General features: G+C 48.5%; 10 protein-coding genes. 3 read left to right on the top strand and 7 right to left on the bottom strand.

Features of this window, described 5'->3' with window-relative positions; all coding sequences use genetic code 11:
- Window positions 1-40 precede the first annotated feature (40 nt).
- Complete coding sequence (recG, locus tag B7X71_RS06795; protein ID WP_293598021.1) at window positions 41-2128, top strand: ATP-dependent DNA helicase RecG; 2088 nt, start codon at window positions 41-43, stop codon at window positions 2126-2128.
- Window positions 2129-2176: 48 nt separating this feature from the next.
- Window positions 2177-3034 (top strand): 4-hydroxybenzoate octaprenyltransferase, encoded by an 858-nt coding sequence (ubiA, locus tag B7X71_RS06800; protein WP_293598020.1) that lies wholly within the window; start codon window positions 2177-2179, stop codon window positions 3032-3034.
- Here ubiA and proC read toward each other — a convergent pair.
- Genes proC through B7X71_RS06825 form a run of 5 tightly spaced genes read right to left on the bottom strand, consistent with a single transcriptional unit; the run spans window position 3031 to window position 8534 of the window.
- The gene (proC, locus tag B7X71_RS06805) at window positions 3031-3891 is read right to left on the bottom strand and encodes a pyrroline-5-carboxylate reductase (protein ID WP_293598019.1); all 861 of its coding nucleotides are present in this window, start codon (window positions 3889-3891) and stop codon (window positions 3031-3033) included. The genes ubiA and proC overlap by 4 nt on opposite strands.
- Window positions 3888-4613: a YggS family pyridoxal phosphate-dependent enzyme gene (locus tag B7X71_RS06810; RefSeq protein WP_293598018.1), complete on the bottom strand. Its 726-nt coding sequence runs from the start codon at window positions 4611-4613 to the stop codon at window positions 3888-3890. Before B7X71_RS06810 ends, proC begins: the two co-directional genes overlap by 4 nt.
- Complete coding sequence (gene glcF / locus B7X71_RS06815; protein ID WP_293598017.1) at window positions 4610-5890, bottom strand: glycolate oxidase subunit GlcF; 1281 nt, start codon at window positions 5888-5890, stop codon at window positions 4610-4612. The genes B7X71_RS06810 and glcF overlap by 4 nt, the downstream gene beginning before the upstream one ends.
- 8 nt (window positions 5891-5898) lie before the next feature.
- On the bottom strand, window positions 5899-7044 hold the full coding sequence (gene glcE, locus B7X71_RS06820; protein ID WP_293600399.1) for a glycolate oxidase subunit GlcE: 1146 nt from the start codon (window positions 7042-7044) through the stop codon (window positions 5899-5901).
- Entirely contained in the window at window positions 7044-8534 is a 1491-nt protein-coding gene (locus B7X71_RS06825; RefSeq protein WP_293600401.1) for an FAD-linked oxidase C-terminal domain-containing protein, read from the bottom strand. Before B7X71_RS06825 ends, glcE begins: the two co-directional genes overlap by 1 nt.
- A 42-nt stretch (window positions 8535-8576) precedes the next feature.
- On the opposite strand from B7X71_RS06825, the gene B7X71_RS06830 reads away from it, so the two are divergent.
- Window positions 8577-9146 carry a cob(I)yrinic acid a,c-diamide adenosyltransferase gene (locus B7X71_RS06830; protein ID WP_293598016.1) on the top strand — a complete coding sequence of 190 codons (570 nt, stop codon included), beginning with the start codon at window positions 8577-8579 and terminating at the stop codon, window positions 9144-9146.
- 31 nt (window positions 9147-9177) lie between these two features.
- On the opposite strand, the gene B7X71_RS06835 is transcribed toward B7X71_RS06830, so the two are convergent.
- Window positions 9178-10299, bottom strand: a complete 1122-nt coding sequence (locus B7X71_RS06835; RefSeq protein WP_293598015.1) for a 3-deoxy-7-phosphoheptulonate synthase — start codon at window positions 10297-10299, stop codon at window positions 9178-9180.
- Window positions 10300-10318: 19 nt separating this feature from the next.
- On the bottom strand, window positions 10319-11809 hold the full coding sequence (tldD, locus tag B7X71_RS06840) for a metalloprotease TldD (protein ID WP_293600400.1): 1491 nt from the start codon (window positions 11807-11809) through the stop codon (window positions 10319-10321).
- Window positions 11810-11919 lie beyond the last annotated feature (110 nt).

Here is an 11919-nt window from a genome sequence, read left to right on the forward strand (position 1 = left end):
AAAGTTGCATAGCATTACCATCAGGTATTGGATTTTAACGATGACGACTAAGCGACCGCCAACTGCACTCGAAAAGATGGGTTTAAACAGCCCTATGGCGCTTGCTTTGCACCTGCCATCCCGTTACGAGGATGAGACTGAGCTCTTTACCATCGAGGAGGCTTTGGGCTTAGGAAGATTCCACTCCATTCAGACTCAGGGTGTTGTCATTCGAAATCAGGTGACGTTCCGCCCAAGAAGGCAGCTTTTGGTCACGATTGAAGATGACACTGCTTCGCTACAGCTCAGGTTCCTCAATTTCTATCCCAGTCAGCAAAAGCAAATGGCAGTCGGCGCTCATGTGCGAGTGCGAGGCGAGGTTCGTGAGGGCTATCAAGGCCCTGAAATGGTTCACCCCATAGTTCGGGCTGTAACGCCAGATGCACCATTGCCGGCGAGTTTGACCCCGGTCTATCCCGCGAGCGCAGGTATCTCGCAAACCATTATTCGTAAGGCGGTTTTACAAGCCTTACGTGATTCAAGTCTGAAAGAAAGTTTGGCGGAGTTTCTGCCGCCAAAACTGATGGCAGAAATATTGCCAACTAATGATTGGCCACGGCTGCAAGATGCTATTACTTATTTGCACCAGCCGCCTGCTGACGCTAATACCCAATCACTTCTAGAGCGAACACATCCTGCATGGCGCCGTGTGCAGTTTGAAGAATTGCTCGCGCAGCAGATTTCTTTAAAGCGAGCCCATGCCATTAGAAGAGAAAGGCGTGCCCCTAGTTTTGCGAAGGATCAGCAAGTAAGTAAAGCAAAAAAAATCAATACCAACATTGAAGAGGGCTTGCTCAAAGTATTGCCCTTTCAGTTGACTGGTGCTCAAGCGCGTGTCTGGTCTGAGATTGGCCTCGATCTATCGAATAACTTTCCAATGAACCGTTTATTGCAGGGTGATGTGGGTAGCGGAAAAACAGTGATTGCCGCATTAGCTGCTGCGCGCGCAATGGATCATGGCTATCAAGCTGCCATCATGGCGCCTACAGAAATCTTGGCAGAGCAGCACTATCTCAAAATGCAGGAGTGGTTTGAGCCTTTAGGGGTCAAGATTGCATGGCTCTCGGGTAGCTTGAAGGCCAAGGAAAAAAGACTTGCCCAAGAAATGATTGAGAGCGGTGATGCGCAGCTCATCATCGGTACGCATGCGCTTATTCAAGATAAGGTGAGCTTTGCCAAGCTGGGTTTGGCAGTAATCGATGAACAACATCGATTTGGTGTGAGGCAGCGTTTGGAGATTCAGCAGCGGGTTGGCTCGGAACTGTTTTATTGCCACCAGCTTATGATGTCAGCGACCCCTATCCCTCGTACATTAGCGATGACCTATTACGCTGATCTTGATGTTTCTGTGATTGATGAATTGCCTCCCGGTAGAAAGCCGATTGCTACTAAGGTGGTGAAGGCGGCGCGTAGAGATGAGGTGATCAGTGGGCTGCACGATTGGCTGGCTAAGGGATTGCAGGCCTATTGGGTTTGCCCTTTAATTGAAGAGTCCGAAGTATTGCAATTGCAAACCGCGGTTGAAAGCTTTGAGCAGCTCACACAAGCGTTGCCGAATTTCAAAGTAGGTTTGGTTCATGGCCGCTTGAAGAGTGAGGAGAAGGCTGCGGTGATGGCGGCTTTTAAGGCAAATGAAATCCAACTCTTGGTTGCAACCACGGTGATTGAAGTGGGTGTGGATGTCCCCAATGCAGCTCTGATGGTGATTGAGCATGCTGAACGTTTTGGTTATGCGCAAATTCATCAGTTACGTGGGCGCGTTGGGCGCGGTTCAGCAGATTCCGTTTGTATCTTGATGTATGCAGAGCCCTTATCTTTAGCGGCCAAAGAGCGCTTACAAACCTTACGAGAAACTTCAGATGGCTTTGTAATTGCGGAGCGAGATTTGTCGCTACGGGGCCCTGGTGAGTTATTGGGGGCCAAGCAATCAGGCGATGCGATGCTGAGGTTTGTGGATCTGCAGCGCGATGCGTGGCTGATTGAGTTGGCACAGACGGCAGCAGAGCGTTTGCTAGTTGAGCATGGCGATTTAGTGCAGCGACATCTCGAACGTTGGTTGGGCTCTCGTACAGAATTTTTAAAAGCTTGATAATGACGCCATGAGTATGACTGTCAATAAAGAAAGGCTATTTATCTGATGCGTGATCGTATTGTTGCTTACGCCTACTTGATTCGTCTAGATAAGCCGATCGGAACGCTGCTTCTATTGTGGCCAACTTTGTGGGCGCTATGGTTGGCCAGCGGCGGGTTTCCTGAGTTGCATTTACTCATTATTTTTACCTTAGGTACATTTTTAATGCGCAGTGCAGGCTGCGCTGTCAACGACTATGCAGATCAAGATTTTGATCGCCATGTTTTGAGAACTCAGGATCGGCCGATTACCAGCGGCAAGATTTCTGGAAAAGAGGCATTACTCATAGCAGCCATGTTGGCGTTAATAGCTTTCCTGCTGATCCAGCCCCTCAATGCCTTGACCAAAGAACTCTCTTTCTTCGCTTTGGCGATTGCCATTCTCTATCCATTTACCAAACGCTTTTTTGCTATTCCGCAAGCAGTCTTGGGCATTGCTTTTGGCTTTGGTATTCCGATGGCCTATGCAGCAGTCCTCGGTTTTATTCCGTTGGAGGCGTGGATTTTATTCATCGGTAATATCTTTTGGGCGATTGCTTATGACACGGCTTACGCCATGGTCGATCGTGATGATGATCTGCGATTAGGTTTAAGTACTTCAGCCATTACCTTCGGTCGTTTTGATGTTCTCGCAATTGCTCTGAGTTATGGCGTGCTATTTCTGAGTCAGATTTGGGTTGCTCAATTAGCAAACCTCAGCAATTACTTTTGGGTGGGATGGTTTTTGGCATTAGCTTGCGCTATGTATCACCTGAAACTGGTATCTACTCGCAAGCGCGAGGATTGCTTCAAGGCATTTCGTCATAACAACTGGTTGGGGGGATTCCTATTCCTTGGAATCCTCTTGGGTTTAGCTCGCCTTTAGCTTTTGCCCAGTTCATCACCCATAGCTTTGCCACGTTGGCTAGCGGCATCGATTGCCTTCTCAAGTGCACCATGCCAATCGAGTTGCTTGAGCATATCCAGCGCAGCAGCGGTTGTACCGCCCTTTGAGGTGACCCGTTCGCGCAGTACACCTGCATGCTCATCGGAGTTATGGGCAAGCTGTGTGGCGCCTTCTAAGGTGGCGTAAGCTAGTCTGCGAGCAGTGGATGCATCAAGCCCAAGCTTCTCGCCGCTCGATTGCATTGCCTCTAAGAAAGCAAAGACATAGGCAGGACCACTTCCAGAAACAGCGGTAACAGCATCCATAAGCTTTTCTTCATTAACCCATACCGCTTGACCTACTGCTTTACAAATAGTTTCAGCCAAGGCGCGATCGGATGTATTGACTGCGGCATCGGCGAATAGGCCGGTAATACCTTTACCAATCAGGGCGGGGGTATTAGGCATCGCACGCACGCAACGCTCATGATCAAGCCAGCGACTCATATCTTTAAGGCGAATGCCCGCGGCAATGCTGAGAATAAGTGGGCCTGGTGCTGTTGCATGCTTGAGTTTTGCACTTAAAGACTTCGCTACTACATTGAAATCCTGAGGTTTAATCGCCATGACTACAACGTTGTTCTTAGAGAAGTCAAAAGCAATTTGATCCAAAGCGCCGATGATCTGTACACCAAAATCTTGATGTAATTGCAGGCCGGTGCTGGCATTGGCTTCGACTACAGAGAGTTGGTTAGCCTCAAAACCATTGGCTAGCAATCCGCTGATTAATGCGCGACCCATATTGCCGCCACCAATAAAAGTGATGTGGGCATTTTGATTGATTTGTTGTGTGCTCATGCTTTTATCTTATCGCGCTTCCCAAAAATGGCGCTTCCTATACGTACCATGGTGCCGCCTTCAGCGATTGCAGCCTCCATATCATCTGACATTCCCATCGATAGGGTGTCAAAAAAATCATACCCAAGATCATTGCTATGCTTTGCTTTAATTCCAACAAAACACTCACGAACAGCAGCGAAAGCTTGGCGTTGTTGACTGATATCTTTGCTGGGCGCGGGGATAGCCATGAGTCCGCGAAGCACAAGATTGGGTAGTTTCGCGATTGCATCGCAAAGCGCCTCGACTTCCTCAAGGGCTATACCACTTTTGGATTCTTCTTCGCTGACATTAATCTGTACGCAAACTTGCAGATCGCCTACTTCCGAGAATTCTCCGCGTTGAGTTGAAAGGCGCTCTGCGATTTTGAGGCGGTCAATGCTGTGTACCCAGTCAAAATGTTCTGCGACATCGCGCGTTTTATTACTCTGAAGCGGGCCAATAAAATGCCACTCTAGCCAAGGGCGTAATTTGACGAGTTCCTGAATTTTCTCGACACCTTCTTGAACGTAGTTTTCACCAAAGGCAGTTTGACCAGCATGCATCGCTTCTTCAACCGCTATTGCTGGAAATGTTTTGCTCACCGCAAGTAGTTGAATGTCCTCTGACTCACGTTTGGCCGCTAATGCTGCCAACTCTAGTCTTTGCTTTACCAACATGAGGTTGGCAGTAACTTGACTCATTGTTTGGTTTGGCCTTGTTTGTTGATGAGTTGATCAACGATCTCGATCCAATGCAGAACTGGAGTGTCATCTTGCTGAAGATGGGTGATGCAACCAATATTTCCAGAAACAATGACTTTTGCACCAGACTCTTCGCAGGCGGCATTGAGATGAGTTAGCTTGTTATTGCGTAACTGCTCTGAGAGTTCTGGCTGGGTTACCGAATAGGTGCCCGCAGAACCACAGCAAAGATGACTATCAGCACACAGGCGCACCCCAATGCCAATGCTGGATAGGAGGCCCTCTACCTTTCCGCGAATTTGTTGACCATGCTGAAGGGTGCAGGGCGGGTGATACACCACGCCAGGCTTGGGATCAACACCCACTAGTGCAATGAGCTCTTCCTGAAGTGCAGGCAGTATTTCTGAAATATCTTTAGTGAGACCAGAGATTGTCTTTGCCTTGTCGGCGTATTGCGGATCGTTTGCAAATAGATGCCCATAGTCTTTGACCATCACGCCACAACCAGAGGCCGTCATCACAATAGCTTCAACACCTTGCTCGACTTGTGGCCACCAAGCATCGATATTTTGCCTCGCGTTGTCTAGTCCACCAGTTTGATCGTTGAGGTGGTAGCGTAATGCGCCACAGCAAGTGGCATTAGGTGCGCTAATTAACTGAATCTTGAGTGCATCTAAAACACGTGCCGTTGCTGAGTTGATATTTGGCAACATACCAGGTTGAACACAGCCCTCGAGCAATAGCATCTTGCGAGAGTGGCTAGCCTGAGGCCTTGCATAGGGATTGGTATTGCCGGCCAAAGCTTTATTTTTAGCTTCAGGAATCTTGCGCTGGATGCCAGTCGGCATAAGCGGGCGAACCAAGCGACCAATCGCCATTGCGGAATTAAATAACTTAGGACTAGTTAAACCCTCTTTCAGAGCCCAGCGAGTGAGACGCTGACCAAGGGGGCGCTCAGGAGTATTTTCTTCTGCCCACTTGCGACCAATATCCACCAGGTTGCCGTATTGCACCCCGCTAGGACAAGTGCTTTCGCAATTACGGCAAGTCAGGCAGCGGTCTAAATGCATACGTGTTTTTTCAGTCGGCGCTTGCCCTTCAGCCATTTGCTTGATGAGATAGATGCGCCCACGTGGGCCATCGAGCTCATCACCCAAAATTTGATAAGTAGGGCAAGTAGCGGTGCAGAAGCCACAGTGCACGCATTTACCAAGAATTCTGGCGGCCTCTATACCCTCAGGGGTATTGGCGAATTGGGGGGCGAGTTGAGTTTGCATATAAAGAATTAAGGAAGGCGTGAAGTAGCAAATACGCCTGCTGGATCAAAGGCGGCTCTTAGGCGTGCTTGTACTGCCTCTAAAGCAGTTGAGTGCGCTTGTTCACTCAGAAGGGTAAAGCGTTGATTGCTTGGGTCAACATGACTTCCCTGTTTAAACCGAGTTGCGTGTCCGCCATGGGTATGGGCTAAAGCTTTGAAGGATGCAAAAGTTGCATCATCGCTAGGTGCTTTAATCCAGCGCTGCTGACCATGCCATTCAAAAACAATGTCACCACTTGCGTTTTCAAGCGTCAGTGGTCCGCAGGCAGCTGGCAGAGCTAAACGATAGAGCGTGTCATTGCTATGCAGGCTTGTAAAAACGGCCAAGCGCTGTTCACGTAAATCATCCCAGAATGCTTGTGCAGTTGTCGAATCTACTTCGGTAGCATCAATAGCGGCATTCATGAGGGGAATGGCAGCTTTAACTGCTGTAAGCGCGCCGGCCAAACGAATGGTCAGCTCGCCATCTTGTCTTGGCTCACCAATCCAGCAACTTGCTGATAGTGGTAGTGGTTGCCCAGCCCATTCATTTAAAACCCGTAAGGCATTTTCCTGAGAGATCTGACAGCGTAGCGTTGCAGTCGCTGCTGGCTTGGGCAATACTTTTACAGAAGCTTCGAGCAAAAGCGATAAAGTTCCCATGGAGCCGGGGAGTAAACGTGAAACATCATATCCAGCAACGTTCTTCATGACCTTGCCCCCAAACGCTAGGTCTTGAGCTTTACCATCGAGGATGCGAGCGCCTAGAACAAAGTCACGTAAGTTACCAACGCTGATGCGACCTGGGCCTGCTAGGCCTGCAGCAATAGCTCCACCGAAGGTGGCAGCGTCACCGAAGTGAGGGGGTTCAAATGCGAGCACTTGATTCTTTTCCGCTAGAGCGGCTTCAATTTCCTTTAATGGCGTACCTGTACAAGCTGTAATCACCAATTCTTCAGGTTGGTACTCCAAGATGCCGGAGTAAGGGCGGGTATCTAACTTGGCGTAGGAATTAGCATTGCCATACCAAGATTTAGTGCCACCACCTTCAATGGATAAAGGGGTTTTGTTTTTGGCTGCAGCCAGGACCTGTTCTCGAAATAAATCAATCTGCATATTGTTGGCTGTAGACATTAAAAACGCTCCAACTCTGGATGCGGTAAGTTGCCGCCACTAATTCGCATACGACCGTACTCAGCACAGCGATTCAAAGTGGGAATAGCCTTATCAGGATTTAACAATCGCTCTGGATCAAATGCTGATTTAACACCCCAGAAAGATTCACGTTCACCTTCGCCAAACTGAACGCACATAGAATTAATCTTTTCAATACCAACGCCATGCTCACCAGTAATCGTGCCATCAAGCTCAACGCAGGCCTCTAAAATTTCAGTGCCGAATTCTTCAGCGCGATGCCACTCTTCTTGATCAGCTCCGTTAAACAAAATGAGTGGATGCATATTGCCATCACCAGCATGAAATACGTTTAAGCAAGCAAGACCATACTTCTTTTCCATGCCCTGAATACGTCTCAGTAGGGTGCCAATATTTCTACGTGGGATAGTGCCATCCATGCAGTAGTAGTCAGGCGCTAAGCGTCCAGCTGCGGGGAATGCATTTTTGCGACCACTCCAAAACTTCAGGCGCTCTGCTTCGTTTTGAGAAATCTGAATACCGCTAGCGCCTGCTTGTTCGAGCACTTTAGTCATGCGATCAATTTCTTCTGCAACCTCTTCAGGCGTGCCATCGGACTCGCAAAGAAGAATGGTCTCGGCTTCAAGGTCATAACCTGCATGAACAAATTCTTCTACTGCACGAGTGGTGGCTTTATCCATCATCTCTAAGCCAGCAGGAATAATGCCGGCAGCGATGATGGCGGCAACCGCATCGGCGCCTTTTTCAATATCGTCAAAACTAGCCATGATGACACGTGCTAATTTCGGCTTAGCAATCAACTTCACTGTGACTTCAGTTACCACGGCAAGCATGCCTTCGCTACCCATCACGATTGCCAATAAATCGAGGCCTGGAGAGTCTGGCGCAAGACTGCCAAATTCCACGATTTCACCGTTCATCAAAATGCCGCGAACTTTGAGGACGTTGTGAAGTGTTAGGCCATATTTGAGGCAGTGCACACCGCCAGAATTTTCATTCACATTGCCACCAATAGAGCAGGCAATCTGTGAAGATGGATCTGGTGCGTAATACAGGCCAAGATGGGCAACTGCTTCCGAGATGGCTAAATTACGTACGCCGGGCTGCACAACTGCCGTTCTGGTGAAAGGATCAATGCTGATGATCTTTTTGAGTTTTGCAAGGGAGAGAACTAAGCCTTGAGAAATGGGCATGGCACCACCGGATAAGCCGGTACCGGATCCGCGCGGAACGATCGGCACCTGTATTTCAAAGCAAATCTTCAGTATCTGGGCAACTTGCTCCTCCGTCTCCGGCAGAGCAACTGCCAGTGGCATGCGTCGATAGGCCGCTAGACCATCACATTCATAGGGAATTGTGTCCTCAGGCTCCCATAGCAAGGCATATTCTGGGAGGATAGGGCGCAAGGCCGATACCAGTTTGGATTGAAGGGCGGTAATAGCCGCGAGTTCGGGGGGTGGGGTCACCATATTCATAGGAATCATTTTAGCCATTTACCTATAATTAGTTTTATGGGAAATCGACTTTCAAAAATAGCCACCAGAACTGGTGATGCAGGCATGACCGGTCTTGGCGATGGTAGCCGAGTAGAAAAGGATCATTTGCGCATCTGCGCCATGGGCGATGTAGATGAATTGAACTCCGAAATCGGTGTTTTGATGACTGAATCGATCCCAGAGAGTCTTATCGAAGAGTTAAGAGTCTTATTTTTGCAGGTGCAGCATGACTTATTTGATTTGGGTGGCGAGCTTTGCATCCCCAATTACACCTTACTCAAACCAGAGCAAGTAGCCCAGTTGGATATTTGGTTAGAAAAATACAACTCAACTTTGCCCCCTCTAACTGAATTTATTCTTCCGGGCGGCACTCGTGCGGCAGCTCAGGCGCACGTCTGTCGAACAGTCTGTAGACGTGCTGAGAGGTTGATTGTGCGTTTGGGTTGGGAGGAGCCGCTATACGATTCTCCGCGTCAGTATGTGAATCGCTTATCGGACCTCTTGTTTGTATTAGCACGTGTACTTAATCGTGCAGCAGGTGGCCAAGACGTTTTATGGAAGCACGAAAAAAAAGAGACTAAATAAATTAGCCTCTTTTGAAGTGATTAAAGCAGCCTCACTTTGCTTTTCTGCGATTCTTCACAGCTAAAGCCAAGCGTTGCAATACATTGACCGAGTCTTCCCAGTTAATGCAGGCATCAGTAATACTCTTGCCATACTCCAATTTGCTTGGATCATCTTTTCCGGGTGAGAATTTTTGTGCGCCATCATTTAAATGGCTTTCAATCATCACGCCAAAAATTTGATTTGAGCCAGATTCAATTTGCTCGGCAATATTTTCTGCCACCACAATTTGACGCTCATGTTTTTTGCTAGAGTTCGCATGAGATAAGTCAACCATCAAACTGGCTGGAAGCTTGGCCGCTTCTAGCTCAGAGCAGGCTGCTTGAACATACTGCGCTTCATAGTTAGGCTCTTTACCGCCACGCAAAATAACGTGACAGTCTTTATTACCTTTAGTTTCCACAATAGAAACTTGACCATTTTTGTGCACTGACAAGAAGTGGTGTGGACGGCTAGCTGCTTGAATCGCATCAGTAGCGATCTTGATGTTGCCGTCAGTACCGTTCTTAAATCCGATTGGAGCAGAAAGACCTGAGGCGAGTTCGCGATGAACTTGGCTCTCAGTTGTGCGTGCTCCAATAGCGCCCCAAGAAATCAGGTCAGCAATGTATTGTGGGGAAATAACGTCCAAGAATTCACTGCCAGCAGGCATGCCAAGACGATTAATTTCCATCAATACTTGACGGGCAATTCGCAAACCTTCTTCAATCCGATAGCTCTCATCTAGGTATGGGTCGTTAATTAAACCCTTCCAACCTACTGTCGTGCGTGGTTTTTCAAAATAGACGCGCATCACAATTTCGAGTTCACCAGCAAAACGATCGCGCTCTGCGAGCAGTCGTTGGCAGTACTCAAGAGCTGCGCGGGGATCATGAATCGAACATGGTCCGATGATGACGAGCAGTCGATCGTCTTTTCCATGAATGATGTCGCGGATCTTTTTACGTGTTTTGCTAATGAGTGCTTCAGTAGGTGTTCCCGAGATTGGGAAAAAGCGAATCAAATGCTCTGGCGGCGGCAGAACAGTAATATTGTGAATGCGTTGATCATCCGTGTCTGACGTTTTATCAACGGCAGCGTACCAGTTTGCGGGATTAGTGTTTTGTTGGCTCATACGGCTATTTTAAGCCGTATTAAGCAGTTCCCCCGACAGTCAGGCTGTCGATACGTAAAGTTGGCTGCCCAACCCCCACAGGGACGCTCTGACCTTCCTTGCCACAAACCCCAATGCCGCCGTCTAATTTCAGGTCATTTCCGATCATGGAGACCTGTTTTAGGGATTCAGGACCACTGCCGATGATGGTGGCACCTTTGACGGGATATTGAATTTTGCCGTTTTCAACCCAATAGGCTTCTGAGGCTGAAAACACAAATTTGCCGCTGGTAATGTCTACTTGGCCACCCCCAAAGTTCACTGCATAGAGGCCACGTTTGATGCTGGCCACGATTTCTTGAGGATCATCTTTGCCAGCCAGCATATAGGTATTCGTCATACGGGGCATCGGTAGGGAGGCAAAACTCTCACGTCGTCCGTTGCCGGTGAGGGGCATATTCATCAGACGAGCATTGAGGCTATCTTGAATATAGCCCTTCAAAATACCATCTTCAATGAGTGTCGTGCATTGAGTGGGCGTGCCTTCATCATCGATATTGAGCGAGCCGCGACGTCCTGATAGCGTTCCATCATCTACTACGGTGACACCCTTAGCGGCAACACGCTGCCCAATGCAGCCAGCAAAAGCAGATGAGCCCTTGCGATTGAAGTCACCCTCTAGGCCGTGACCTACCGCTTCGTGTAATAACACTCCAGGCCATCCTGGCCCCATTACCACCGTCATTGGACCGGCTGGAGCAGGGCGGGAATCCAAATTAATTAGAGCGCCATCAACAGCTTCATCAACATACTGATTAATGAGTTCTGTATTGAAGTAATGGTAATCATGGCGAGCGCCGCCGCCTGACGATCCGGATTCGCGACGACCATTTTGTTCGGCAATCACATGAACCGATACCCGCACCAGCGGACGCACATCCGCAGCTAACAAACCATCAGCACGAACCACAAGTACTACATCAAACTCACCAGCTAGACTCGCCATGACCTGAATGATGCGCGGGTCACGCGCCTTTGCGCGGCGCTCAATGCCTTCGAGCAAGGCAATCTTTTCTTGAGGCGCCAGTGAGTCAAGGGGATTTAAATCTGAATAGAGCCCGTTCGAGACGGGTGTAAATAGTTTGCTTACAATGGCACGTGTACCGCCTTGAGGTCCAATTACTCGAGTGGATTTAGCCGCCTTGCTGAGGGCTTCTAAATTAATTTCATCAGAGTAAGCAAAGGCAGTTTTATCGCCATAGATTGCGCGCACTCCAACGCCTTGGTCAATGCTGAAGCTGCCGGATTTCACAATGCCTTCCTCAAGACTCCAGCTCTCGCTACGAGTATGCTGGAAATAAAGGTCGGCATCGTCGAGCTGATGCGTAAACATATTGCCAAAGGTATGATGCAAATCTTGCTCAGAGAGGCCAGTTGGCTCGAGTAGGATAGATTTAGCTAGCTTGAGAAGGTCAGCCTGTTTTTTGGGCTTAGTCCAATCGCTTGGAAATAATACTTCTGGTGCTCTCATCTTAATTTTGCTGAACTTTCTGTATTAAAGCTTGCGGTGTTTTAGTGCCGGTAGCTTAGAGCGTACCTCTTTTAATTTATCTTTGCTGAGTTTGCCCTGAATAAAACCTT

The sequence above is a fragment of the Polynucleobacter sp. 39-46-10 genome, from assembly GCF_002282275.1.

Bases quoted from the DNA above. Each gene is read 5' to 3' on its own strand.
- ubiA (WP_293598020.1), top strand. From the start codon at position 2,177: ATGCGTGATCGTATTGTTGCTTACGCCTACTTGATTCGTCTAGATAAG.
- B7X71_RS06835 (WP_293598015.1), bottom strand. From the start codon at position 10,299: ATGAGCCAACAAAACACTAATCCCGCAAACTGGTACGCTGCCGTTGAT.
- B7X71_RS06830 (WP_293598016.1), top strand. From the start codon at position 8,577: ATGGGAAATCGACTTTCAAAAATAGCCACCAGAACTGGTGATGCAGGC.
- proC (WP_293598019.1), bottom strand. From the start codon at position 3,891: ATGAGCACACAACAAATCAATCAAAATGCCCACATCACTTTTATTGGT.
- glcE (WP_293600399.1), bottom strand. From the start codon at position 7,044: ATGTCTACAGCCAACAATATGCAGATTGATTTATTTCGAGAACAGGTC.
- B7X71_RS06810 (WP_293598018.1), bottom strand. From the start codon at position 4,613: ATGAGTCAAGTTACTGCCAACCTCATGTTGGTAAAGCAAAGACTAGAG.
- tldD (WP_293600400.1), bottom strand. From the start codon at position 11,809: ATGAGAGCACCAGAAGTATTATTTCCAAGCGATTGGACTAAGCCCAAA.
- recG (WP_293598021.1), top strand. From the start codon at position 41: ATGACGACTAAGCGACCGCCAACTGCACTCGAAAAGATGGGTTTAAAC.
- B7X71_RS06825 (WP_293600401.1), bottom strand. From the start codon at position 8,534: ATGGTGACCCCACCCCCCGAACTCGCGGCTATTACCGCCCTTCAATCC.
- glcF (WP_293598017.1), bottom strand. From the start codon at position 5,890: ATGCAAACTCAACTCGCCCCCCAATTCGCCAATACCCCTGAGGGTATA.